The organism is Herbiconiux gentiana, from assembly GCF_024978135.1.
GTDB classification, from domain to species: domain Bacteria; phylum Actinomycetota; class Actinomycetes; order Actinomycetales; family Microbacteriaceae; genus Herbiconiux; species Herbiconiux gentiana.
The window spans coordinates 109,698-133,635 of record NZ_JANTEZ010000006.1 but is presented as its reverse complement, the minus strand read 5'-3'; the positions used below and the strand labels follow the sequence as shown (position 1 = coordinate 133,635).

The following is a 23,938-nucleotide window of genomic DNA, read 5'->3' as shown; positions in this document are numbered from 1 at the left end:
ATCGAAGGGTCAGATGTCCAGGAAGCGCACGTCTTTGGCGTTCTTCTGGATGAAGTTGCGGCGCGATTCGACGTCTTCGCCCATCAGGGTGGAGAAGATCTCGTCGGCCGCGGCCGCGTCGTCGAGGGTGATCTGGCGGAGGGTGCGGGTGTCCGGGTCCATCGTGGTGTCCCAGAGCTCGCGGTAGTCCATCTCGCCGAGACCCTTGTAGCGCTGGATGCCGTTCTCCTTGGGCATGCGCTTGCCGGCCGCCTGGCCGTCGACGAGCAGCGCGTCGCGCTCGGCGTCGGAGTAGACGTACTCGTGCGGCGAGTTCGACCACTTCAGGCGGTAGAGCGGAGGCATCGCGAGGTAGACGTAGCCGAGCTCGATCAGCGGACGCATGTAGCGGAACACCAGGGTGAGCAGCAGCGTGGTGATGTGCTGGCCGTCGACGTCGGCATCGGCCATCAGCACGATCTTGTGGTACCGCGCCTTGTCGGGGTTGAAGTCCTCGCCGATGCCGGCGCCGAACGCCGTGATCATGGCCTGCACCTCGTTGTTGCCGAGCGCGCGATCGAGTCGGGCCTTCTCGACGTTCAGGATCTTGCCGCGCAGCGGCAGGATGGCCTGGGTCTCGGGGTTGCGGCCCTGGATGGCGGAGCCACCGGCCGAGTCGCCCTCGACGATGAAGATCTCGCTGCGGGCGGGGTCGCGGCTGGAGCAGTCCTTCAGCTTGCCCGGCATGCCGCCGCCCTCGAGCAGGCCCTTGCGGCGGGTCTGCTCCCGGGCCTTGCGGGCGGCGAGGCGCGCCTGCGAGGCCTGGATGGCCTTGCGGATGATGTCGCGGGCCTGCACCGGGTTGCGGTCGAACCAGTCGGTGAGCTCGGTGCCCACGACCTTCTGCACGAACGCCTTCGCCTCGGTGTTGCCGAGCTTGGTCTTCGTCTGACCCTCGAACTGCGGCTCGGCGAGCTTGATCGAGATGACGGCGGTGAGGCCCTCGCGCACGTCGTCGCCGGAGAGGTTGTCGTCCTTCTCCTTGATGATGTTCTTCTCGCGCGCGTAGCGGTTCACGAGAGAGGTGAGCGCCGCGCGGAAGCCCTCCTCGTGGGTGCCACCCTCGTGCGTGTTGATGGTGTTGGCGTAGGTGTGGACGCTCTCGGTGTAGCCCGTCGTCCACTGCATGGCCACCTCGAGCGCGATCTTGCGCTCGGTGTCCTCCTGCTCGAAGGAGATGATCTCGTCGTTGACGAGATCGGCCTTCTTGGAGCGGTTGAGGTACTCGACGTAGTCCTTCAGGCCGTTCTCGTAGAGGTAGGTGACCGAGGTCTCCTCCTCGTCGCCCGATTCGCCACCCCGCTCATCCGTCAGCTTGATGGCCAGGCCCTTGTTCAGGAAGGCCATCTGCTGGAAGCGGGCACGCAGGGTCTCGTAGTCGAACTCGACGGTCTCGAAGATCTCGGCGCTCGGCCAGAAGGTGATGCGCGTGCCGGTCTCGGTGGTCGACTCGCCCTGCTCGAGCGGCGCCTGGGGCACACCGATCTTGTAGCTCTGGCGGTAGACGCTGCCCTGGCGGCGCACCTCGACGTCGAGCTCGCTCGACAGCGCGTTCACGACCGACGAGCCCACACCGTGCAGACCACCCGACACCGCGTACCCGCCGCCGCCGAACTTGCCGCCGGCGTGCAGGATGGTGAGCACGACCTCGACGGTCGATTTCTTCTGCACGGGGTGGATGTCGACGGGGATGCCGCGACCGTTGTCGGTGACCGTGATGCCGCCGTCTTTGCGCATGACCACTTCGATGTGGGTGGCGTAGCCGGCGAGCGCCTCATCGACGGAGTTGTCGACGATCTCGTATACCAGGTGGTGCAGACCTCGAGGCCCTGTCGAGCCGATGTACATGCCGGGGCGCTTGCGCACCGCTTCGAGGCCTTCGAGAACCTGGATCTGGTCGGCGCCGTACTCGTTGTCGGGGTGGACCTTGTCCGATTCAGACATATGGAAATGGGCTCCTCAGTGCCGCGCCCAACGGCCGGGCAGGCGACCCTTAATTCTATCAAACCCGGGATGGGAAAAAGCGCTCAGACGCCCCGTAGACGAGATTTCTCCGAGGGCGTGACCATATTTGCCCCGTCAGCCATAGGTATCGCGAGGACCCCGCCCTGGAATCGATCTGGAGCCCCGTTTCCACGACGGGGCGTGGGGGGCTTCGAAGCGAATGGACTCGATACCCGCCTCGGGGAACCGCTGGGCGATCGTCGTCATGATCAGCACACGCATGTGCCGCAGCTGCGTCGCCCAGGCCGTCGAGTCGCACTGCACGGTCAGCACGGAGTCGGTGATGCCGATCGGACGACTGTGCTCGGCGGTCTCGGGGCCGGCGATCTCGGTCCATGCCAGCAGCAGGTCGCTCTTCGCGAGCGACGAGCCCCAGCCGAGCTCGCTGGAGAGACCCGACATCACGTCGCCGAGGCCTTTCGGGTCGCGACCCACCCCGTAGGGCACGCTCGCCTCGTCGTCGCCGCGGGCCCTCGTCTTCTTCTCCCGCCACCGGGCTGCCCGCGACGTCGGGTCGCCGAACGCGGTCTTCAGCCGCAGGTAGACGTTCTGCGATTCCGGGTTGCGGCGGGTGGGCTCAGGCATCGGGGGCCTCTGGCGTCTCCGCCGCTTCGGGCGTCTCCGCCTCCACGATCGCGCCGGCCTCGATGCGCACCGTGTGGGCGGTCAGCTCCTCGGGCACGTCGTCGTAGACGGCCGCGGTGATCAGCACCTGCTGGTAGTCCTTCACCGCATCCGCCAACCGCCCCCGCCGGCGCTGGTCGAGCTCGGCGAACACGTCGTCGAGGATGACGATCGGGTCGCCGGTCGACGAATCGGCCCGCAGCAGTTCGGCGCAGGCCAGCTTCAGGGCGAGGGCGAACGACCACGACTCGCCGTGGCTCGCGTACCCCTTGGCCGGGAGGGTGTTCAGCCGGAACAGCACGTCGTCGCGATGGGGGCCGACCAGCGTGATGCCCCGGTCGCGCTCGGCCCGGGCGACCCGGTCGAGGGCGGCCCGAAACGCCTCCGCCAGGTCGTCGCGGCTGAGCCCCGCACCCACCGAGGGGGCCGGCTCGCCGCTGTCGTCGGTGTCGGTCTCCGGATGCTCGGACAGCACGCTCATCACGACCTCGAGTGTCGGCTCCTGATCCGACCCCGCCACGGCCTGGTAGGCCTCGCGCACGAAGGGTCCGAGCGCGGCCACGATCGCGAGGCGCTCGGCCATGATCTCGGCGCCCAGGTCGACCAGCCGCTCGTTCCAGAGCTCGAGAGTGGTGAGCTTCGCATCCTTCAAACCGGATGCCCGTGCCGACTTCAGCAGGGCGTTGCGCTGCTTCAGCACCCGCTCGTAGTCGGAGAACACCCCGAGCAGGCGCGGTGCCTTTGCCCCGAGCAGCGCGTCGACGAAACGACGGCGGGTCGACGGCTCGCCGCGCACCAGCGCCAGGTCTTCGGGGGCGAACAGCACGGTCGAGATGTACCGCGGCAGCTCGCGCGGCTTGATCGCCGCCCGGTTGACCTGGGCGCGGTTGGCGGATGCGCGGTTCAGCTGCAGCTCGACCAGCAGCTCCCGGCCGTCGTGCTCGAGCCGGGCCCGAACGATCGCGGCGTCCTCACCCGCGCGGATGAGCGCCTGATCGTTCGAGACCCGGTGCGAGCCGAGAGTGCTGAGGTACCCCAGCGACTCGACGAGGTTGGTCTTGCCCTGACCGTTCCGCCCCACGAACAGGTTCGCACCCGGCTCCAGCGCGACCTCCGCGGTGCGGTAGTTGCGGAAGTCGGTGAGGCTGAGATGACGGACGATCACGACCTGGGCGGGTCGGCTCAGTCGAGCTCTTTGACCGCGTGGCCGCCGAACTGGTTGCGCAGGGCGGCGACGGCCTTCATCGAGGGCGAGTCGTCCTGACGCGAGACGAAGCGGGCAAAGATCGCGGCGCTGATCGCGGGCATCGGCACGGCGTTCTCGATGGCCTCCTCGAGGGTCCAGCGGCCCTCGCCGGAGTCTTCGACGTAGCCCTCGATCTGGTCGAACTCGGGGTCGGCCTCGAGGGCGCGCACGAGGAGGTCGAGCAGCCAGGAGCGCACGACGGTTCCGCGCTGCCAGGCTTTGAAGGTGCCGGTGACGTCCTTGATGATGTCCTTCTTCGCGTCGAGGAGCTCGTAGCCCTCGGCATAGGCCTGCATCATGCCGTACTCGATACCGTTGTGCACCATCTTGGCGTAGTGGCCGGCGCCGACCTCGCCGACGTGCACGAAGCCCTCGGCCCGCGGGCCCTCGGGGCGCAGGGCGTCGAAGACGGGCATGGCGCGCTCGACCATCTCGGCCGTGCCGCCGACCATCAGGCCGTAGCCGTTCTCGAGGCCCCAGACGCCGCCCGAGACTCCGGCATCCATGAACTGGATGCCCTTGGGGCTGAGCAGCTCGGAGTGCTTGAAGTCCTCGGTCCACTTCGAGTTGCCGCCGTCGATGATGAGGTCGCCCTCGTCGAGCACGTTCGACAGGTCGTCGATCACGCTGTCGGTGATCTTGCCAGCCGGCACCATCACCCAGACGATGCGGGGCGCGGGGAGCGCGGCGGCGAGCGCGGCCAGGTCGGCGACGTCGCTCACGGCGGGGTTGGTGTCGTAGCCTACCACGCCGATGCCGGCCTTCTTGAGGCGGGCACGCATGTTGTTGCCCATCTTGCCGAGTCCGATGAGGCCGATCTCCATGGCCGTCTCCTTCTGTGTCATGTCGCGGGTGTCGAGTGGTTCAGAGCTGCTGCAGCAGATGCAGCGGGCTCAGCGCAGCAGCAGGTTCGGCTGCAACAGGTACTTGTAGTCGTCGGAACCGGGCTGGTCCTTCGACGACTGGCTCGTGATGAGCACCGGCCCCGGCTTGTTGGGGTTGTCGGTCTTGGTGAACGAGATGCGCACGAACTCCGAGTGCACCGCGCTCAGCCCGTCGAGCAGGAACTGGGGCTTCAGCGAGACCACCGTGTCCTGACCGGTGAGCAGCGCGTCGATCGACTCGGAGGCCTGCGCCTGCTCGGAGCCGATGGCCTCGAGGGTCACACCGTCGATCGTGAAGGTGAACCGCAGCGCCGCTTCGCGCTCAAGCACCAGGGACACGCGCTTGGTCGCCTCGATCAGGTCGGCGGTGTTGATCACCGCATAGTTGTCGACGCTCTCGGGGAACAGGCGCTTCACGGGAGGGAAGTTGCCCTTGATGAGCAGGGTGGTGACGGTCTTCTTGTCGCTCTTGAACGCGATCAGCTCGCGATCGTCGGAGTTGGTGATGGCCACCGAGATGGTGCCCGCGTTGCCGAAGGTCTTGCCGACCTCCTGCAGGGTGCGTGCCGGCACCAGCGCGGTCGCGGTGGTCGTGCCGGAGTCGTTGGAGTCCCAGTCGATGTTGCGCACGGCGACGCGGTAGCGGTCGGTGGCGACGAGCGAGATGCTGTTCTCGCTGACCTCGAGCTGCACACCGGTGATGACCGGGGTGACGTCGTCCCGCGAGGCGGCCACGGCGACCTGCGAGACCGCGGCGGCGAACTGCTCGGCCGGGAGCAGCCCCGACTCGGCGCCCACCTGGGGCAGGGTCGGGTACTCCTCGACCGGCATGCTCAGCAGGGTGAAGCGCGCGGTGCCGCAGCTGACGACGATGCGCGAGTCCTCGGTGCTGAAGCGCACGGGTGCGTTCGGCAGGCGACTCGCGATGTCGGAGAGCAGGCGACCGGAGACGAGGATGACACCCGGCTCCTCGATGTCGGCGGCGATCTGCGTCTGCGCCGAGACCTCGTAGTCGAAGGACGACAGCTTGAGACCGTCGTCGGTGGCCTCGATCAGCACTCCGCTCAGGATCGGCAGCGTGGTGCGCTGAGGAAGCAGCTTCACGGCGAAGGACACTGCTTCGCTGAAGACGTCTCGGTTTACTTGGAACTTCACGCAGTCACCTCTGTCGGCATTTGAGACCTCTGGTCGGATTCATGTTATCCGCATGCGGCGACGACGGCTGTGACGCGTCATGACCGGCTCGAATCACAAGGTTGTGGGATGTGATTTTCATTAATGTTGGATTTTTAACAGTCTTAACCGCTGTGGATATGTGGATAAGTCTGTTTAAAGCTCGACACTGAGCGGAACTACACCCGTGTGAGTTGTTGGCACCGTGTGAATGACATGGTGACAGCGAGGGACGGGACCTGAACGGCCGGAGAACGATTCCACACGATCGGGGCGGTGTTCAACATCCTGAGCCGGTTTCTCCACATCTTTTTCACAATCTGTGGAAAACGTCGACAGGCGGCTCTCAGGCGCTCTTGTAGCGCTGGTTGTGCTTGATGCGGTTCGAGATCTCGGTGACCTGGTTGTAGATCGAGCGCTTCTCGGTCATCAGCTTGCCGATCTTGTTGTTGGCGTACATCACCGTGGTGTGATCCCGACCGCCGAACAGCTGCCCGATCTTCGGCAGCGACAGACTCGTCATCTCGCGGCACAGGTACATCGCGATCTGCCGGGCTGTGGCGATCGCCTGCGACCGGCTCGAGCCGTAGAGGTCGTCGACCGAGAGCTTGAAGTACTCGGCGGTGTGGTTGATGATGTCGACCGGCGCGATGACGTTGTCGTCGTCGAGCGTGATCAGGTCTTTCAGCACCGTCTGCACCAGCTGCATGTCGACGGGCGTGCGGTTCAGGCTCGCGAAGGCCGTGACGCGGATGAGCGTGCCCTCGAGCTCCCTCACATTGCTCGAGACCTTGGTGGCCATGAACTCGAGGATGTCGTCGGGCACCCGGAGCCGCTCGCTCTGCGCCTTCTTGCGCAGGATCGCGATGCGGGTCTCGAGGTCGGGGGTCTGCACGTCGGTGATCAGACCCCACTCGAAGCGCGTGCGCATCCGGTCTTCGAAGCCCGTGAGGTGCTTGGGCGGCAGGTCGGAGGTGATGACCACCTGCTTGTTGTGGTCGTGCAGGGTGTTGAAGGTGTGGAAGAAGGCCTCCTGCGTCTCGGCCTTGCCCTGCAGGAACTGGATGTCGTCGATCAGCAGCAGGTCGATGTCGCGGTAGCGGCTGTGGAACGCGGCGCCGCGGTTGTTGGCGATCGAGTTGATGAAGTCGTTCGTGAACTCCTCGGAGCTGACGTACCGCACCCGCACCCCGGGATAGAGGGAGATGGCGTAGTGCCCGATGGCGTGCAGGAGGTGGGTCTTGCCGAGCCCGGAGTCGCCGTAGATGAAGAGGGGATTGTAAGCCTTGGCCGGCGCCTCGGCGACGGCGACCGCGGCCGCGTGGGCGAAGCGGTTCGAGCCGCCGATGACGAAGTTGTCGAAGCTGTACTTGGGATTGAGCCGGGTGTCGTTGTTGCGAGCCGGGCCGACGGTCTCCTGAGCGTGGGGGATCGACTCGGCGTAGCTCGAGGTGACGACGGGCTGGGTCAGCTCGTCGCGCGTGTCGACCGCCACCGAGGGCGCGGGGTTGTCGGCGCCGCTGTCGTAGTCGTCGATGTCGGGGTTCACGACCACCGAGAAGTTCGAGACCGCCAGCGCGTCGTCGAGGGTGCCGAGCGCGGAGAGGAGGGAGGGACGGACCCGTTGCTCGAGCATGTCGCGGGTGAAGTCGTTCGGCACCTCGAGGTAGAACGAACCGCCCAGGATGCCCTTCGGCACCACCAGGCCGAGGAAGCCCCTCAGCTGCGGGGTGATCCGGTCATCGGTCGACAGCACCTGGAGGACCGTTCGCCAGTTGTCCTCCGTGGAAGCGGCACCGTCTGCCAATGGAACTCCTGTCGAACGCGCTCGTCTCGTCGAACCGTTCCGTTCGACAGCGCCGTCATCCTGCCCCCGGGACGGCTGTTAGTAACTGTAGGAATCTAAGCTAACTACTGGCACGACAGAGGGCAAGTTCGCTGTATTGACGGGGTGCGTGTCATACACAGATTTTGTCCACAGCGTGTGGATAATTGATCCTTTGCGCCGCCGGTTTGACCCCGGGCGTTCTGGGCCGTAGATTTAGTCAGTTGACTTGTGTGGTTTTGCAGCCGCACCTCTTACTTAAGCCGGGCGTTCACCCTGAAGGCCTGCCCCACCGGAGATCATTATGAGCAAGCGAACCTTCCAGCCGAACAACCGTCGCCGCGCCAAGGTGCACGGCTTCCGTCTGCGCATGCGCACCCGTGCCGGCCGCTCGATCCTTTCGGCTCGGCGCCGTAAGGGTCGCACCGAACTCTCCGCGTAGGCCCCAGACCCGCGGTGCTGGCCAAGAGCAACCGCATCACGCAGGGCGCCGACTATCGCGGCACCGTGCGTCGCGGCAAGAAGTACGTCGGTCCCAGCACCGTCACCTACATTCGCGCATCCGATGATTCGTCGTCGGATGCGCGTTTCGGGTTCATCGTGGCGAAATCGGTCGGCGTCGCCGTCGTGCGCAACCGCGTGCGTCGCCGATTGAAGGCGGCGAGCTTCGCACTGCTCCCCTCGCTCGCCCCGGGCACCGACGTGGTCGTGCGCGCACTGCCCGAAGCTGCGTCACAGCCTTACGGCGTACTCTTCGAAGAACTGTCGCGTTCTCTCACCAAAGGATCAGTACTCGCATGATGTCAGTGGTGACGGCGATCGTACTGCTCCCCCGCAATCTGGCGGTGCTGCTGCTCCGCGCTTACCGCGCGGTGATCTCCCCCTTGTACGGAGACGTCTGCCGCTACTACCCCTCGTGCTCCTCCTACACTCTGCAGGCCATCCAGCAGCGGGGCGTCGTCGTCGGTTCGGCGATGGGCGTCTACCGCATCGCTCGCTGCCACCCATGGGCGAAGGGCGGCGTCGACGACGTGCCTCCCGCGCGCCGGCAGAGATACCGGCTCACGCCGTTCGGTTTCGTCATACCAGCTAGCCACGGAAAGGGCTGACCCCACCCCATGGAAATCCCGCTTCTCGATACGATCCTCTGGCCCATCAAATGGGTCGTGGAGCTGATCCTGGTCGCCTGGCACTACGTCTGGACCTTCTTCGGTCTCGACCCCGCCGCCGGTCTGACCTGGGTGCTCTCGATCGTGGGTCTGGTGCTGGTCGTCCGTGCCGCCCTCATCCCGATCTTCGTACGTCAGATCAAGAGTCAGCGCAAGATGCTCGAGGTCGCACCGCAGCTGAAGAAGATCCAAGACAAGTACCGCGGCAAGAAGGATCAGTTCTCGCGCGAGGCGATGTCGCGCGAGACGATGGAGCTCTACCGCAAGACGGGCACGAATCCCCTGGCTTCCTGTCTCCCGCTGCTGCTGCAGATGCCCATCTTCTTCAGCCTGTTCTCGGTGCTGAACAATGCGCAGAAGGGTCAGGCCGGCGTCGGCCCGCTCGATGCGAACCTCGGCAAGCAGTTCGGTGACGCCACGCTGTTCGGCGTGGCTCCCCTGCATGACACCTTCATCGGTTCATTCAACGCCGGGGGCCCCTGGCAGGTCATGGTCATCGCGGGCCTCATGGTCGTGCTGATGACCGCGTCGCAGTTCTACACTCAGCTGCAGATCATGGCGAAGAACCAGTCGCCCGAGGCTAAGGCCAGCCCGATGTACCGCCAGCAGCGCATCCTGCTCTACATCCTGCCGCTGGTGTTCGTCTTCTCGGGTGTCGCCTTCCCGCTCGGCGTCATGTTCTACTGGCTGACCTCGAACTTCTGGACCATGGGTCAGCAGTTCCTCGTCATCCGCAACATGCCGACGCCCGGCTCGGAGGCCGCGAAGGCCCGTGAGGCGCGCCTGGCGAAGAAGGGCAAGCTGGAGCCCATCAAGGGCGCTCCGGCCATCGAGACTATCCCCGAGGCCCCGAAGACCACGCAACGACAGCAGCCCGTCAACAAGAACCGGGCCAAGAAGCAGGGCGACAAGAAATGAGCGATGTGACCGAGACCACCACGACGGACGCGCCGACCTCCTCGGTCCCGTCTCCCGCTGCCCCTTCCCCCGCCGTCGCGGCCGCCTTCGCGTCGGCGCCCGTCGCTCACGAGGCACTGGCTGTAGAGGACCCCGGCGTGGACGCTTCCGACGCCGCCGCCGCGCCCGCACCATCATCGGCCACGCCGACGCGCTCTGCTGCCTCCCTCGACGACGAGGGCGACGTGGCGGCAGACTACATCGAGGAGCTGCTCGACATCTGCGATCTCGACGGCGACATCGACATCGAGGTCACCGACGGCCGCGCCTACATCTCGGTCAACGCCTCCGGCGAGAGCAACCTCCGCGTGCTCTCCCGTCCCGACACCGTCGCGGCCCTGCAGGAGCTGACCCGCCTCGCCGTGCAGACGAAGACCGGCGAGTTCTCGCGTCTGATCCTCGATGTCGGTGGCAGCCGTGAGCAGCGCCAGCGTGAGTTGGAGAAGCTCGTCGACGACGCGGTGGCGCGGCTGGACGGTGGCGCGGATGCGGCACACCTCGAGCCAATGTCGTCGTACGAGCGCAAGCTGGTGCACGACATCGTCGCGGCTCGCGGTCTCACGTCGGAGTCCGAGGGTGAAGGCCGGGATCGGCACACCGTCGTCTCGCGTGCGTAGGGATTCACCTTCCTTGTCCTCGACCTCAGACCCGTCGTTGTCGCCTACGTCGTCCTCCTCCGGCGCAGCTGACGCGGCCGACTCGTCCGAGACCGCGACCGTGACCGTGATATCGGCTGAGGTCGAACCACCCGCCGCGGCTCGCGTCTTCGGCGACCGCGTCGACCTGGCGCGCGCCTACGCCGCCGACCTGGTCGCGCGCGGCGAGGAACTGGGCCTGATCGGCCCGCTGGAACTCCCCCGACTCTGGACCCGCCACATCGTCAACTGCGGCGTCGTCGCACCACTGCTCCGCCCAGGCGTCGTCGGCGACATCGGCAGCGGCGCCGGCCTGCCGGGTATCATGCTGGCGATCGCCCGTCCCGACGTCGACTTCGTGCTGATCGAACCGATGGAGCGGCGCGTCGCGTGGCTCGCCGAACAGAAGCACAACCTCGGCCTCACCAACGTGACCGTCGTGCGCGAACGCGCCCAGGAGTACCCCAAGGGCCGCCTCGACCAGCTCACCGCCCGCGCCGTCAGCGCTTTCAGCAAGCTGATCCCCATGGCCACTCCCCTGGTGCGCTCGGGCGGCGAGCTCGTCCTCATGAAGGGCGCCTCAGCAGCAGCCGAGATCGAGGCCGCCGAAAAGGCCATCCGCAAGTACAAGCTCACCGCCGTCGAGGTCCTGGAACTCGGTTCCGACGTCGGCGTCGACGTCACCCGCGTCATCCGAGCCCGCGTCCCCTAACCCACCGCTCCCCCCGGCTGTGCGCGAGCGCCGGCGAATCTGCCTGCCGGACCCTGCAGCGTCGAACCGGTGCTGACCAGTTCTATTCACAATCGACGCGCTATGACTTGGGCAGTCGACCACCATTCATCACGACCCTGATAGCGAAATCAAACGCCTACGCGATCCTGAGAACGGCATTCACACTGCCTATGTCGAATGACATGCGAGATCACCCAGCCTTTTCGCCGCGCAGTCACCGCCATTGATGGGAGGCTCATCTGTCGATGTTTCACGTGAAACTGTGATTCGAAACATTGGATAGCGGGACTGACCTGCCTGCGCCTCGGTGCGGAGATCCCGCCAAGCAGCCGGTGGGATGGCTCACGCGCCTTCGAAGGGCGACTGAGTTTCACCGTCAGGCATTGGCGGGCGCCCACCGCGCACCAGCTGCACCCGGCTCCCGCGCAGCGGCGCCCCACTCCTAGGTCCGCCTCGCGAGACCTAGTCGGTGTCCCTGCCGCCGGGATAAGAGCCGCGCCCCCCCGTGGGCGGCTGCTCTGTCGATGTTTCACGTGAAACATGAGCCGTCGAGATCACGGAGAGGGGCCAACCTGCAACCGCCTCCGTGGGGAGATCCCGTCAAGCAACCGGCCGGATGGCTCACGCACCTTCGAACAGCGACTGAGCTTCGCCTTTGGGGCATTAGCGGGATTCCAGCGCGCACGAGCTGCACCCGCGGATCCTAGGTAGGAGCGCCACACTCCTAGGTCCGCCTCGCGATACGCAATCGGTATCATTACCTCCGTTTAAGCAGCCGCGCCTCACGAACCAACTGTTTGGTTCTGCGCCGGTTGCGCCATTGGTAGCTTCCCTACCACCCGGTGGGTCTGAGCCTCAGATTCGGGACATCCCCGACGTTGGCAATAGGTCCGCTCCAATGTCAATGGAGCTCCGGACAGCAGTTCACCACCAGATGTTGCCCGTCTCATCGGGGGAACCCCTGTTGATGGCCTGACCAATGCCCGCAGATCGGCTGACACGGGCTGGCGAACCGGCGCCGTGGTCTTCACTGTCAGTGATGTTCGGTACGATCGAAGTCGTCCGTTCGGGCTTCTCGCTCGCCCATGTTTCACGTGAAACATACCGACAGGATTTAGTGCATGACCAGTGATCCCACCGCCTTTGATGCGTCGACTCCACTGGCTCGGGAACTGGCGAACCTGTCACAGCGAAAGCGCGCTCTCGCAGTCCGGGAGTTCCCCCTCCCCCACTCGCCACGCATCCTGACAGTCGCCAACCAGAAGGGCGGGGTCGGTAAGACCACCACCACGGTGAATCTAGCCGCGGCCCTGGCCAGCGAAGGTGCCCGCGTGCTGGTGATCGACCTCGACCCTCAAGGAAACGCATCTACCGCGCTGGGAGTCGATCACCGCGGAGATCAACCGAGCGTCTACGACGTACTCATCCGCGACGGCTCGATGTCCGAGATCATCCAGCAGAGCCCCGAATCGCCGAACCTGTACTGCCTGCCGGCGACGATCCACCTCGCTGGGGCAGAGATCGAGCTCGTGCCCATGGTCGCGCGCGAGCAGCGCCTGCGCGGTGCGCTCGACCGCTTCCTCACCGAGAAGACTGACGCCGGCGAGACGTTCCACTATGTCTTCATCGATTGCCCGCCGTCGCTCGGCCTGCTGACGATCAACGCTCTCGTGGCAGCGCGCGAGGTTCTCATCCCCATCCAGTGCGAGTACTACGCACTCGAGGGCCTCAGCCAGCTGCTGAACAACATCAGCCTCATCGAGCGTCATCTCAATCCGACGCTCGCGGTGTCGACTATCCTCCTCACCATGTACGACGGACGCACGAGGCTCGCCTTCCAGGTCGCCGAAGACGTTCGAACGCACTTCCCCCAGCAGACCCTCGCGGCGGTCATCCCCCGCTCCGTGCGGATCTCCGAGGCGCCGAGCTACGGCCAGACCGTGATCGGGTTCGATCGGGGTTCGCCCGGCTCTGTCTCCTACCTCGAGGCCGCAGCAGAAATCGCAGAAAGAGGAGCCCCGAACCGTGGCAACTAAGAAGAGAACCGGCCTCGGCCGTGGCATCGGCGCCCTGATCCCCACCGACGAGCCGAGGGTCGAGGGCTCTCGGCCGGTCGACGTGTTCTTCGACGCCCCACGGCGTGATGCACAGACGGATGCACCTGAGCTCGTCGCCGTGCCGGGTGCGCGCCTGGCGCAGCTCGATCCGGCGTCGATCGTCCCGAACCCAAAGCAGCCGCGCAGCGTGTTCGACCCCGCGGATCTGGCCGAACTGGTGCACTCGATTAAGGAGATCGGGGTGCTCCAGCCGATCGTCGTGCGGGAGCTTCCTCGGGAGGGCGACGCCGAGCAGCGGTACGAGCTCGTCATGGGCGAGCGGCGGCTGCGGGCGACCAAGGAGGCAGGGCTCGACGCGATCCCGGCGGTCGTCAAGAACACGGCCGACGAGGACATGCTGCGCGACGCGCTGCTGGAGAACCTCCACCGGTCGCAGCTGAACCCGCTGGAAGAAGCGTCCGCGTATCAGCAGATGATCGAGGACTTCGGTATCACGCAGGAGCAGCTCGCGGAGCGGATCGGTCGGTCTCGGCCGCAGATCACGAACACGCTGCGTCTGCTGCGGCTGCCGGTTGCGGTGCAGAACCGAGTCGCCTCTGGAGTGCTCAGTGCGGGACATGCGCGAGCGGTGCTGGCGGTCGGCGATGTCGAGGCGATGAACAAGCTCGCCGACAAGATCGTGAACGAGGATCTGTCGGTGCGCGCGGCGGAGGCTCTGGCGTCGTCGGCACCGAAGCAGACCCGCGCGAAGACGACGGCCGGGCAGAAGCGCGGGCATCTCGACGAGATCGGTGAGCGGCTGGGCGATCGGCTGAACACGCGGGTGAAAGTGAGCCTGGGGCGGTCGAAGGGCCAGATCGTGATCGATTTTGCGACGATCCAAGACCTCAACCGCATCTTGACCGAGCTGGGCGAAGAGGGCTTCGGTGCTGTGAAGACACAGGGCCCGCACTTCGTCTAATTCCGAGGGGCTCGGGGTGGCTCCGTCGGGCCCGAGCGAGTGCTTCACCAACGTCAGCGCCAAGAGGTTGGCCCACCAACCGGGCACCGACGCGGGCGAGTCGGGCTAGCGCCCGTGCACGTGGTCCACGGACCCCGACGCGGAGCTACTAAGCGCCAGCCGGTGCTGCATGTCCCGATGGCGAGCGTGTGGATTCACGACGCTGTGACCCCTGGCCGACCGAGCGCGGCGCCATCCAAAGAAAAACGCCCGCCACCCGAAGGCAGCGGACGTTTCACGTGAAACATTCCTCAGCGCCCCGCAGCCGCCTCCGCGATCGCGACCTCGCTGAGCGTCCCGTACACCTCACCGAGAGACCGCCCGGTGGCCAGAATCCCCTGCGGCACCATCGACGTCTCCGTCAGCCCAGGCAGCACGTTCGCCTCCAAGAACCACGGCACCCCCGCGTCGTCGATGATCAGGTCGATCCGCGAGATGTGACGCAGCCCGATCGTCTCGTGGATGCGCAACGCCGTCTCCCCCGCCAGCTGCGACGTCTCGTCGTCGAGACGAGCCGGCACGAAGAAGCGCGTCTCCCCCGCGTTGTACCGCGCCTCGAAGCTGTACACGCCCGAGCGGGGCTCGATCTCCACGCCCGGGAGGGCGAACGGGCCATCGCCCAGGTCGAGGATGCCCACCGAGACCTCGACGCCGCGCACACGCTGCTCGATGAGAGCGACGTCGCCGTAGGTGTAGGCGTCGACGACGGCCCGCGGAAGGTCGTCGGCCGAGTCAATGATTCCGACACCGAGGGCTGAGCCGCCCTGCGCCGGCTTGACGACGAGGTCGGTGCCCAGCGACGCGGAGACGCGCGCCAGCACCTCGGTGGCTCCGAGTTCGCGGAAGGTGTCGCGCGGAAGGGTGATCGACCGCGGGGTCTGCAGGCCGGCGCGCGACACGAGCACCTTCGCGGTCGGCTTGTTCCACGCCAGACGCGACGGGTCGGAGGTCGAGCCGACGTACGGGATGTCGAGCGCGTCGAGCAGCGCACGCAGCGCGCCGTCTTCGCCGCTCGCCCCGTGCAGCGCGGGCCACACGACGTCGGGGCGGGTCTCGTCGAGGAACTGCAGCAGGCTGGCGTCAGGGTCGCGCAGGATGACTCGGTGGCCACGCTCGGCGAGGCTGTCGGCCACGCGGCGGCCCGACCGCAGGGAGACGTCGCGCTCGTGCGAGATGCCGCCGGCCAGCACGACGACGGTGTGAGGAGTTGCTTCGCTCATGAGCTCAATTCAGGTTCGGGGGCGGTGCTGAGAAGTTGCGGTCGCGAACGGTGCCGAGCGGCCCGGTCTTCGAGAAGGTCTCGACCAGGTCGGTCTCGCCGCTGATCACGGTCTGCAGGCGACGGATGCCCGTGCGGATGGCTTCGGGCGTCGGGTAGCAGAACGACAGCCGGATGTTGCTGTGGCCGTTGCCGTCGGCATAGAAGGCAGTGCCCGGCGTGTAGGCCACGAGTTCCTTCACGGCGCGGGGCAGCATCTGCTTCGAGTCGAGGTAGGGCGGCAGTGTGAGCCAGACGTAGAAACCACCCTTGGGGTCGGTCCACTGAAGGCTCGGGAGGTAATCGTTCAAAGCCCCGATCATGGCCACTTTTCGCTCCTTGTACACGCCACGGAATCGGTCGACCTGGGCGCGCCAGTCGATGGTGTCGAGGTACTCCGAGATGATCAGCTGGTTGAAGGAGCTGGGTGAGAGCACGGCGGCCTCGTTGGCGAGGATGAGCTTCTCACGGATGGCGTGCGGTGCCAGGGCCCAGCCGACCCGGAAGCCGGGGGCGAGCGTCTTCGAGAAGGTGCCGAGGTAGATCACGCCCTCCTGCTCGATGGAGCGCAGAGCGGGGGGCGGCGGTGCGTCGAAGTGCAGCAGACCGTAGGGGTTGTCCTCGAGTACGAGGATGCCGTTGTCCTTCGCGATCTGGAGGATCTCCAGTCGTCGCTCCCAGCTGAGGGTGACTCCGGCCGGGTTCTGGAAGGAGGGGATCGTGTAGAGGAACTTGATCGTCTTGCCCTCGGCGCGCAGGCGAGCGATGTTCTCACGCAGCGACTCGGGGATCATGCCGTGCTCGTCCATCGCGACGTGATGCGTCTGCGCCTGGAACGACCGGAAGATCACGACCGCGGTGACGTAGCTGGGCCCCTCGGCCAGCACGACGTCTCCCGGGTCGAGGAAGAGCTTCGACACGAGTTCGAGCGCGTGCTGCGACCCGGTGGTGACGACGACGTCGTCGGCGCTGGCCTTGATGCCCTCCATCGCCATCACGTCGAGGATCTGCTCGCGCAGCTTCGGCACACCCTGGCCCGAGCCGTACTGCAGCGCGACCGAACCCTGGTCGCGCATGACCCGGTTCATCGACTCGATGATGAGCTCCTGGGGCAGCGCCGAGACGGCCGGCATCCCACCGGCCAGCGAGACCACCTCGGGTCGGGACGCCACGGCGAACAGGGCTCGCACCTCGGAGGCGGCGAGGCCGGCGGTGCGCGCGGCGTAGTTCGAGTACCAGGGATCGAGGTTGTTACCCGATTGCTGTGGGGGGTTCTGGCTTTTCACTGACGTACATCCCGACGTAGACCGAAATCCCATCGTATGACATGCAAAAGTGGCCCGGCGCGTGAAAGCGACGGGCCACTCGGCGGGGACTGGCTACAGCCTGCCCCAGTAAGGGGGACGGGTTCAGATGAACGCGGCCAGGTCGGCCTCGAGGGCCGCCTTCGGCTTGGCGCCGATGATGGTCTTGACGACCTCGCCGCCCTTGTAGACCTTGAGCGCCGGGATCGAAGTGATCTGGTACTTCATGGCGGTCTGCGGGTTGTCGTCGACGTTCAGCTTGACGATCTCGAGCTTGTCGCCGTGCTCGGCGGCGATCTGGTCGAGGATCGGGGCGACCGCGCGACACGGGCCGCACCACTCGGCCCAGAAGTCGACGAGGATCGTCTTCTCGGAGTTGATGACGTCGGCCTCGAAGCTGGCGTCGGACACGGCCTTGGCGTTGGACATTGTTCCTTCTTTCGTGAGGTTGGTGGGTTCCGGGTGCGGGCCGCGATCTACGGCGGGCACGGGGCGGATGCTAGGAAGCGGTGACGAGATCGCTCGCCTCGGCCTCGGCCTGGTCGAGCGCGGCGAGGAATGCCTCGGCGTCGAGCGCCGCGACCGTTCCGGACGCCGCCGCGGTGACGGCCTGGCGGTAGTGCGGGTCGATGACGTCGCCGGCGGCGAACACCCCGGGGAGATTGGTCATCGACGAGCGGCCCTCGACGGCGATGGTGCCCTCGGCGGTCAGGTCGAGCTGGCCGTGCACGAGGTGCACCCGCGGGTCGTTGCCGATCGCAACGAACAGACCCTGCACCGGCAGCTGGGAGGTGGAGCCGTCGACGGTGTTGCGCAGCTGCAGGCCCTCGACGGCGTTCTCACCCTGGATGCCGACGACTTCGGAGTTCCAGACGAATTCGATCTTGTCGTTGGCGAACGCCCGCTCCTGCATGATCTTCGAGGCCCGCAGGGAGTCCTTGCGGTGCACCAGGTAGACCTTCTCGGCGAAGCGGGTGAGGAAGGTGGCCTCCTCCATCGCCGAGTCGCCGCCACCGACGACCGCGATGGTCTTGGTCTTGAAGAAGAAGCCGTCGCAGGTGGCGCACCACGAGACCCCACGGCCGGACAGCCGCTCCTCGTCGTGCAGGCCGAGCTTGCGGTAGGCCGAGCCGGTCGCGAAGATCACCGAGCGCGCCTCGAAGGTTCCGCTGTAGCCGGTCTCGACCGACTTCACGTCACCGGCGAGGTGAACGGCGGTGACGTCGTCGAGGACGACCTCGGTGCCGAACTTCTCGGCCTGCTCCTGCAGCTTGAGCATCAGCTCGGGGCCCTGGATGCCCTCGGGGAAGCCGGGGAAGTTCTCGACCTCGGTGGTGTTCATCAGCTCGCCGCCGGCCTCGACGCTCGAGGCGAGGAGGAGGGGCTTCAGGCCCGCCCGGGCGGCGTAGATCGCAGCCGTGAATCCGGCGGGGCCGGAGCCGATGATGATGATCTCGCGCATGTCGTTGTCTCCTGTGAGGATGGTCGCGGGGCACACCGGTGGCGTGCGGCGCTGACCGGTACAACACATCCTATCCGCGCGGTATTCCGCGGGTGCGGGGCGCTGAGCGGGCTCTCAGCAGCGCCTCACCGAGCGGCCGGCGGCCCCACCGAGCGGCCAGGCGACCCCACCGAGCGGCGGGCGACCCAGCCGAGCGGCCGACGGGCTCAGCGCCCGCGGCTCAGCCGAGCCCGAACGGGCCCCAGCGCATCCGCCAGCTCAGGCGATCGCACGACGGCCAGCGCCCCCAGGTAGACCGCGAGCATGACGACCCCGATGACGGCCATCGAGACGAGCGGCGTGACGTAGCCGGTGGTCAGGAAGGTCTCACCGAGCAGCGACTGGATTCCGAGGTAGACGAGCACCCCCGCCGCCGCGGACGGGATCGCCGCGACGAGGAAGCGGACGAAGCTCCGCGCCACCCGACCTCCCCCGGTTCCGCCCAGCCGCCGCCGGATGATCACGGCGGCCACGACGACCTGCACACCGGTGGCCAGTGAGAGGGACACGGCGATGCCGACCGCCACCAGCGCATCCGGAAGCAGCAGGCACGACAGCACCAGCACCACGAAGATCGACGCCTGGAGCACCTGCAGGAAGAACGGCGTCTTCGTGTCGCTGAGCGAGTAGAACACCCGCTGCAGCACGAAGAGCACGCTGAACGGGATGAGCCCGACGAGGAACCCGATCAGAAGGTTGCCCATCGCCTGCGTCTGGGCGTAGGTCTCGACAAATATGCTCGCAAAGGGATATGCAGCGACCATCAACACGATCATGCCGAGCACCATGAACAAAAGGGTGATGCGCAGGGCGGCGGAGACGTCACGACGCAGCTCCGGGATCTCCCCGCGGTTGGCGTGCCCGCTCATCTTCGTGAAGTACGCGGTGACCAGCGAGACGGTGATCAGCGAGTGGGGCAGCATGAAGATCAGCCAGGCGTTCTGGAGGGCCAGCACCGAGGCGTTGTCTCCCCCCGACGCCGTCGCGGCCACGGCCGTCTCGACGAGCCCGGCGGCCTGGCTGACGAGCAGCATGCCGAAGGTCCAGCCGGCGAGCTTGCCCGCGGCTCCCAGCCCGACGCCGCGCCAGGCGAAGTCGGGTCGGTAGCGGATGCCCGCCCGGCGCCAGAACAGGAACAGCACCAGCGCCTGGGCGGCGACCGCAGCCGTGGTCGAGCCGGCGAGCAGGGTGATCTTGTCGGGGCCCCAGTCGGTGACGAGCCGCTCCCCCTCGGGGTCGACGCCGAACAGGGCCATGAAGGCGACCAGCCCGACGATGGACACGACGTTGTTGATCACCGGCGCCCAGGTGAACGGACCGAACACCCCCTTGGCGTTCAGCACCTCACCGAGCACTGTGTAGAGCCCGTAGAAGAAGATCTGCGGCAGACACCAGTACGCGAAGGCGATGCCGAGCGCTCGTTGATCGTCGCTCCAGCTCGGCGCCGAGATGGTCACCAAGAGCGGGGCGAGCACGGTCGCGACGAGCGTCGTGACGCCCAGGATCACGATCGAGATCGTCAGCAGCTTGTTGATGTAGCCGCGTCCGCCGTCGTGGTGCAGCATGGCGCGCACGATCTGTGGCACGAGCACCGCCGAGAGGGTGCCTCCGGCGATGATCGCGTAGATGTTGTTCGGCAGTTGGTTGGCGATCGCGAAGGCGTCTCCGCTCGCGCTGCCGACGACGCCTATGGTCTGGGCCAGGATGATCGCCCTGACGAAGCCCATGACGCGCGACACGATCGTGCCCGACGCCAGAAACGCACTCGCGCGCCCGATGCTCGTCGGGCTCACGAGGCATCCTCGACCGACGGGGCTCGCCGCTCCTTGCGCCGCCGCAGGATGTTGCGTGCCAGTCCGCCGCCGAACAGCAGCACCAGCGCGACCACGAAGATCACGGTGCCCCAGGTCTCCCAGTCGGCGCTGACGTTCACCGCGACCGGCGACGGGTTCGCGATCAGCACCCCGCTCGAGCTCGTCAGTTGGAAGCTCAGCGTGACCGAGCCGTTCGCCACCGCCGTGACGGGGATCTGCGCGCTCTTGCGCGAGTTCGCCTCCACCACAACGCCGACGTCGTTCTGGTCGATCAGCAGCCGCCCGTTCGAGGCGGTGACGTGCACGATGACCGAGACGGCGTAGGGCAGCTCGTTGCTGATGGTGAGGGGCAGCGGAGCCGAGCTCGACAGCAGGTTGATGTCGGAACCCTCGACGATCTGCACGCCCCTGAGGGTCGTCGCGGTCTCCTCGTTGAAGGAATCCGTCGCGACGCTCCAGCCGCCCTCGTTGGCGACCCAGGAGTTCGACAGCAGCGCGAGCAGATCGGCCCGGTGCCGACCCGAGAGCAGCTGCGGGTTCGACAGAACCGAGGAGTAGGCGTCGATCTGCTGCCCGCCGAGGAGGAGGTTCGCGATGCGGGTGACCCGCTCGTCGGACTGCGGCCCGTCGACCAGCGAGACCGTCTGCGTCGGCGTGCGCTGCAGCAGGTCGTCGAGGGAGCCCGGGGCGCTCCACGGCAGCGCCTGCACGGTCGAGACGACCTGGTCGATGCTGTTCAGGTTCATGGCCGCGCGATCGAGCACCGCCAGCACGGGGGTGGGGCTCTCGGCCGTGCCGCCGCCCGTCTCGGCGGCGAGGGCGAGGGAGGCCGCCAGCTCGCCGACCGCCTGACCTCGCGCGGTGTCGGTCGTGGCGGCCACCGCATCCTGGATCGCCTCGGACACGGCGTGATCGGCGGCCAGCACGGTGTGCTCCCCGGTGGTCGCCACCGCCTGCACGGCTTCGCCCGCGTCGCCCGACGCGGGGGTGAGCTGCTGCGAGTCGACGATGCTGGCCGAGTAGCCGGATGCGGCGAAGAAGGGCAGATCGGCCGCCGTGACCGAACCGGCGCGCGGCCAGGCGATGGTCGTCGAGGCGTAGTCCCAGTCGGTGAGCTGCTCTAGGGTGGGCACGGTCGGGGCGGCCGGGGTGGGTGAGGTGGTCGCCGGGGCGGTCGTGGTGGGTGTGGCCGTCGGCTCGATCAAGGGATCGACGTCGGTGAAGTCGGCCGGGTCGAGCGCGTAGTCGAAGGAGGTGGGCTGCAGCGCCGAGGAGGCGCCGGCCTGGCGTTCGCCCGAGAGGTCGGAGTCGCCGTAGCTGAGCGGGATGACCGGGTTCGAGGCCGACTCGAGGCGCTGCAGCCAGGCGACCGCCGAGTCGGGCGCGGTGGAGCCCAGTGCGCGGATCGAGACGATGATGCGCGGGTCGACCGCGATCGTCACGGGACGCCCGACGACCGCGTCGAGCTCCCGCGTCAGCACACCGGTGTCGTTGGTGAAGGCCTCGAGCGCGGCGGGCTGGATGAGCCCGGTGGAGCTGGCGACCGAGGTGATCGGCGCGATCACGGTGACGTCGGCGCGGGAGGTGATGCCGTCGTCGACGACGACCGTGCTGCGGGTGCTGACGGGGTCGGAACCGTCCGTGGTCAGGGTCGCTTCGAGACCGTGCGCCCCTCCGAGCCCGGCGGGCAGCTGGGCGGCCGGCACGGTGAGCGTGACGGTCCCCGCTCCGGTGGGGGCGGGGACCGTCACGAGGGCCACGAGCGATCCCCCTTCGCCGCCGTCGAGCCAGCTGCTCAGCGAGGAGGAGGTGCGGAGGGCGCTGTCGTCGATCGACAGCGACACGGTTCCGCCGGCGGAGGCGCCCGTCACCTCGACGGTCACGGTGAGGTCGGCACCAGGGGCGATCACACCGTTGCCGCCGGCGGCGAGCGCGAGCGACACCGGAGAGGACGCGTCGGTCGCCGTCGTGGGCACCGGGACCGCGCTCGCGGAGGGCGACGGATCGGGTGTGGTCGCGGCCGCTCCGAACGGGGTCGCGAACACGGCACCGGCGATCAGCGCGCAGGCTGCGATCGCGGGCGCAACTCGGTTCAGTCGACGCGCAGGTGATGTCATAGGCCGTGACGGGCGCACGAGGTGGGCCTCGCATCCGTCGACCCGATTCTAGGAGGCTCGGCCTGGGAGATCGGGGAACCGCAAGGGCCGGGCGGGGCGCGCGGCTAAAATGACTCGGTGCAGTCCGTTCAGCAGTCCCTGGAATTCCTCGCGACGCTCGCGGGCGAGGGCCCCGTGGCGAAGCTCGCCACCGCCTTCCACGCCGCCGGGCACGAGCTCGCCCTGGTCGGCGGGCCGGTGCGCGACGCCTTCCTCGGCCGACCCATCACCGACCTCGACTTCACGACGGATGCCCGTCCCGACGAGATCCTCGCGATCGTGACCCCGATCTCCCAGGCGCAGTGGGACGTGGGTCGCGCCTTCGGCACGATCGCCGCCCGTATCGACGGGGAGAGCGTCGAGATCACGACCTACCGCTCCGACCAGTACGACCACACCACCCGGAAGCCCGCCGTCGAGTTCGGCGACTCGCTCGAGGGCGACCTGCTGCGCCGCGACTTCACGGTGAACGCCATGGCCCTGCGCCTGCCGTCGCTCACGCTGATCGACCCCTCCGGTGGCATGGACGACCTCATCGCGGGCGTGCTGCGCACCCCGGGCGCCCCCGAGGTCTCGTTCGGCGACGACCCGCTGCGCATGCTGCGCGCCATCCGCTTCACCGCTCAGCTCGGCTTCACCGTCGCGGTCGACACCGCGGTGGCGATCAGCGAGATGAGGGACTCGATCGGCATCGTCTCGGTCGAACGGGTGAACGACGAGCTGTCGAAGCTGCTGAAGACGGATGCGCCCCGGCTCGGCATCGAGCTGCTGGTCGAGAGCGGCCTCGCCGAGCTCGTGCTCCCCGAGGTGCCGGCCCTGCAGCTCGAGAGCGACGAGCACCACCACCACAAGGACGTCTACCAGCACAGCCTCACCGTGCTCGACCAGGCCATCGACCTCGAGAAGACCCGCGGGCGCCTCGACTCCCCCGACCTCGTGCTGCGACTGGCCGCGCTGCTGCACGACATCGGCAAGCCGTCCACGAAGCGCAACGAGCCGGGCGGCCAGGTGTCGTTCCACCACCACGACGTGGTCGGGTCGAAGCTCGCGCGCAAGCGGCTGCGGGCGCTGCGCTTCGACAACGATACGATCGCCGCGGTGTCGCGGCTGATCGAGCTGCACCTGCGGTTCTTCGGCTACACCGACGGGGCGTGGACCGACTCCGCCGTACGACGCTACGTGCGGGATGCGGGCGACCAGCTGGAGCGCCTGCACATCCTGACCCGCGCCGACGTGACCACGCGCAACCGGCGCAAGGCCGACCAGCTGGCCTTCGCCTACGACGACCTCGAGGAGCGCATCGCGACGCTCGCCGCGCAGGAGGAGATCGACTCGGTGCGACCGGATCTGGACGGGGAGCAGATCATGCGCATCCTGAACCTGAAGCCGGGGCGCGAGGTGGGTGAGGCCCGGGCGTTCCTGCTCGAGCTGCGGCTCGACGAGGGCCCCCTCGGCGAGGAGGAAGCCGCCCGTCGGCTCGAGAGCTGGTGGCACGCTGGAGCTAGGGGGATTGCATCGCAATCCCGCGACGCCAGTGCTGACTGAGCTGCGCTCAGTCA

General features: G+C 67.2%; 21 protein-coding genes. 9 read left to right on the top strand and 12 right to left on the bottom strand.

Annotation, left to right across the window (positions count from 1 at the left end; all coding sequences use genetic code 11):
• Positions 1-9: 9 nt before the first annotated feature.
• The 6 genes from gyrB to dnaA all read right to left on the bottom strand — a co-directional run bounded on the left by gyrB (position 10) and on the right by dnaA (position 7,669).
• Positions 10-1,983, bottom strand: a complete 1,974-nt coding sequence (gyrB, locus tag NVV95_RS15155; protein WP_259487387.1) for a DNA topoisomerase (ATP-hydrolyzing) subunit B — start codon at positions 1,981-1,983, stop codon at positions 10-12.
• A 135-nt stretch (positions 1,984-2,118) separates the two neighbouring features.
• Positions 2,119-2,628 (bottom strand): DciA family protein, encoded by a 510-nt coding sequence (locus NVV95_RS15150; protein ID WP_173182094.1) that lies wholly within the window; start codon positions 2,626-2,628, stop codon positions 2,119-2,121.
• Complete coding sequence (gene recF, locus NVV95_RS15145; protein ID WP_259487386.1) at positions 2,621-3,832, bottom strand: DNA replication/repair protein RecF; 1,212 nt, start codon at positions 3,830-3,832, stop codon at positions 2,621-2,623. The genes NVV95_RS15150 and recF overlap by 8 nt, the downstream gene beginning before the upstream one ends.
• A gap of 17 nt (positions 3,833-3,849) precedes the next feature.
• On the bottom strand, positions 3,850-4,758 hold the full coding sequence (gene gnd / locus NVV95_RS15140) for a phosphogluconate dehydrogenase (NAD(+)-dependent, decarboxylating) (RefSeq protein ID WP_333474051.1): 909 nt from the start codon (positions 4,756-4,758) through the stop codon (positions 3,850-3,852).
• A 48-nt stretch (positions 4,759-4,806) separates the two neighbouring features.
• A complete protein-coding gene (dnaN, locus tag NVV95_RS15135) occupies positions 4,807-5,952 on the bottom strand; it encodes a DNA polymerase III subunit beta (protein ID WP_259487385.1) in 1,146 nt (381 codons plus the stop codon).
• Positions 5,953-6,316: 364 nt separating this feature from the next.
• Positions 6,317-7,669: a chromosomal replication initiator protein DnaA gene (gene dnaA, locus NVV95_RS15130; protein ID WP_375163846.1), complete on the bottom strand. Its 1,353-nt coding sequence runs from the start codon at positions 7,667-7,669 to the stop codon at positions 6,317-6,319.
• A 430-nt stretch (positions 7,670-8,099) separates the two neighbouring features.
• Here dnaA and rpmH point away from each other — a divergent pair, with 430 nt between their 5' ends.
• The 8 genes from rpmH (at position 8,100) to NVV95_RS15090 (ending at position 14,307) form a co-directional block, all read left to right on the top strand.
• The gene (gene rpmH / locus NVV95_RS15125) at positions 8,100-8,237 is read left to right on the top strand and encodes a 50S ribosomal protein L34 (RefSeq protein WP_055810406.1); all 138 of its coding nucleotides are present in this window, start codon (positions 8,100-8,102) and stop codon (positions 8,235-8,237) included.
• Between the two features lie 14 nt (positions 8,238-8,251).
• The gene (rnpA, locus tag NVV95_RS15120) at positions 8,252-8,596 is read left to right on the top strand and encodes a ribonuclease P protein component (protein WP_259487383.1); all 345 of its coding nucleotides are present in this window, start codon (positions 8,252-8,254) and stop codon (positions 8,594-8,596) included.
• A complete protein-coding gene (gene yidD / locus NVV95_RS15115) occupies positions 8,596-8,904 on the top strand; it encodes a membrane protein insertion efficiency factor YidD (protein WP_375163845.1) in 309 nt (102 codons plus the stop codon). Before rnpA ends, yidD begins: the two co-directional genes overlap by 1 nt.
• Before the next feature lie 9 nt (positions 8,905-8,913).
• Positions 8,914-9,882 (top strand): membrane protein insertase YidC, encoded by a 969-nt coding sequence (yidC, locus tag NVV95_RS15110; protein WP_375163841.1) that lies wholly within the window; start codon positions 8,914-8,916, stop codon positions 9,880-9,882.
• A 137-nt stretch (positions 9,883-10,019) separates the two neighbouring features.
• On the top strand, positions 10,020-10,538 hold the full coding sequence (locus tag NVV95_RS15105; RefSeq protein ID WP_259487381.1) for a Jag family protein: 519 nt from the start codon (positions 10,020-10,022) through the stop codon (positions 10,536-10,538).
• Positions 10,539-10,638: 100 nt separating this feature from the next.
• The gene (rsmG, locus tag NVV95_RS15100; protein WP_375163840.1) at positions 10,639-11,268 is read left to right on the top strand and encodes a 16S rRNA (guanine(527)-N(7))-methyltransferase RsmG; all 630 of its coding nucleotides are present in this window, start codon (positions 10,639-10,641) and stop codon (positions 11,266-11,268) included.
• 1,142 nt (positions 11,269-12,410) lie between these two features.
• Positions 12,411-13,325: a ParA family protein gene (locus NVV95_RS15095; protein ID WP_259487380.1), complete on the top strand. Its 915-nt coding sequence runs from the start codon at positions 12,411-12,413 to the stop codon at positions 13,323-13,325.
• A complete protein-coding gene (locus NVV95_RS15090) occupies positions 13,315-14,307 on the top strand; it encodes a ParB/RepB/Spo0J family partition protein (RefSeq protein ID WP_259487379.1) in 993 nt (330 codons plus the stop codon). The genes NVV95_RS15095 and NVV95_RS15090 overlap by 11 nt, the downstream gene beginning before the upstream one ends.
• A gap of 290 nt (positions 14,308-14,597) precedes the next feature.
• On the opposite strand, the gene NVV95_RS15085 is transcribed toward NVV95_RS15090, so the two are convergent.
• The 6 genes from NVV95_RS15085 to NVV95_RS15060 all read right to left on the bottom strand — a co-directional run bounded on the left by NVV95_RS15085 (position 14,598) and on the right by NVV95_RS15060 (position 22,340).
• Positions 14,598-15,566, bottom strand: a complete 969-nt coding sequence (locus tag NVV95_RS15085; RefSeq protein ID WP_259487378.1) for a D-alanine--D-alanine ligase family protein — start codon at positions 15,564-15,566, stop codon at positions 14,598-14,600.
• Positions 15,567-15,570: 4 nt separating this feature from the next.
• Positions 15,571-16,923, bottom strand: a complete 1,353-nt coding sequence (locus tag NVV95_RS15080; protein ID WP_375163839.1) for an aminotransferase-like domain-containing protein — start codon at positions 16,921-16,923, stop codon at positions 15,571-15,573.
• A gap of 90 nt (positions 16,924-17,013) precedes the next feature.
• Positions 17,014-17,337: a thioredoxin gene (gene trxA / locus NVV95_RS15075; protein WP_259487376.1), complete on the bottom strand. Its 324-nt coding sequence runs from the start codon at positions 17,335-17,337 to the stop codon at positions 17,014-17,016.
• Positions 17,338-17,407: 70 nt separating this feature from the next.
• On the bottom strand, positions 17,408-18,370 hold the full coding sequence (gene trxB / locus NVV95_RS15070; RefSeq protein ID WP_259487375.1) for a thioredoxin-disulfide reductase: 963 nt from the start codon (positions 18,368-18,370) through the stop codon (positions 17,408-17,410).
• A 206-nt stretch (positions 18,371-18,576) separates the two neighbouring features.
• A complete protein-coding gene (murJ, locus tag NVV95_RS15065) occupies positions 18,577-20,202 on the bottom strand; it encodes a murein biosynthesis integral membrane protein MurJ (protein WP_259487374.1) in 1,626 nt (541 codons plus the stop codon).
• On the bottom strand, positions 20,199-22,340 hold the full coding sequence (locus tag NVV95_RS15060; protein ID WP_259487373.1) for a DUF6049 family protein: 2,142 nt from the start codon (positions 22,338-22,340) through the stop codon (positions 20,199-20,201). The genes murJ and NVV95_RS15060 overlap by 4 nt, the downstream gene beginning before the upstream one ends.
• A 117-nt stretch (positions 22,341-22,457) precedes the next feature.
• On the opposite strand from NVV95_RS15060, the gene NVV95_RS15055 reads away from it, so the two are divergent.
• Entirely contained in the window at positions 22,458-23,924 is a 1,467-nt protein-coding gene (locus NVV95_RS15055) for a CCA tRNA nucleotidyltransferase (protein WP_259487372.1), read from the top strand.
• Positions 23,925-23,938 lie beyond the last annotated feature (14 nt).

Excerpts from the sequence above, each read along its gene's own strand:
- gyrB (WP_259487387.1), bottom strand. The coding sequence starts at position 1,983 with ATGTCTGAATCGGACAAGGTCCACCCCGACAACGAGTACGGCGCCGAC.
- NVV95_RS15150 (WP_173182094.1), bottom strand. The coding sequence starts at position 2,628 with ATGCCTGAGCCCACCCGCCGCAACCCGGAATCGCAGAACGTCTACCTG.
- gnd (WP_333474051.1), bottom strand. The coding sequence starts at position 4,758 with ATGACACAGAAGGAGACGGCCATGGAGATCGGCCTCATCGGACTCGGC.
- rpmH (WP_055810406.1), top strand. The coding sequence starts at position 8,100 with ATGAGCAAGCGAACCTTCCAGCCGAACAACCGTCGCCGCGCCAAGGTG.
- yidD (WP_375163845.1), top strand. The coding sequence starts at position 8,596 with ATGTCAGTGGTGACGGCGATCGTACTGCTCCCCCGCAATCTGGCGGTG.
- yidC (WP_375163841.1), top strand. The coding sequence starts at position 8,914 with ATGGAAATCCCGCTTCTCGATACGATCCTCTGGCCCATCAAATGGGTC.
- NVV95_RS15095 (WP_259487380.1), top strand. The coding sequence starts at position 12,411 with ATGACCAGTGATCCCACCGCCTTTGATGCGTCGACTCCACTGGCTCGG.
- NVV95_RS15085 (WP_259487378.1), bottom strand. The coding sequence starts at position 15,566 with ATGAGCGAAGCAACTCCTCACACCGTCGTCGTGCTGGCCGGCGGCATC.
- NVV95_RS15080 (WP_375163839.1), bottom strand. The coding sequence starts at position 16,923 with ATGGGATTTCGGTCTACGTCGGGATGTACGTCAGTGAAAAGCCAGAAC.
- trxA (WP_259487376.1), bottom strand. The coding sequence starts at position 17,337 with ATGTCCAACGCCAAGGCCGTGTCCGACGCCAGCTTCGAGGCCGACGTC.
- trxB (WP_259487375.1), bottom strand. The coding sequence starts at position 18,370 with ATGCGCGAGATCATCATCATCGGCTCCGGCCCCGCCGGATTCACGGCT.
- NVV95_RS15060 (WP_259487373.1), bottom strand. The coding sequence starts at position 22,340 with ATGACATCACCTGCGCGTCGACTGAACCGAGTTGCGCCCGCGATCGCA.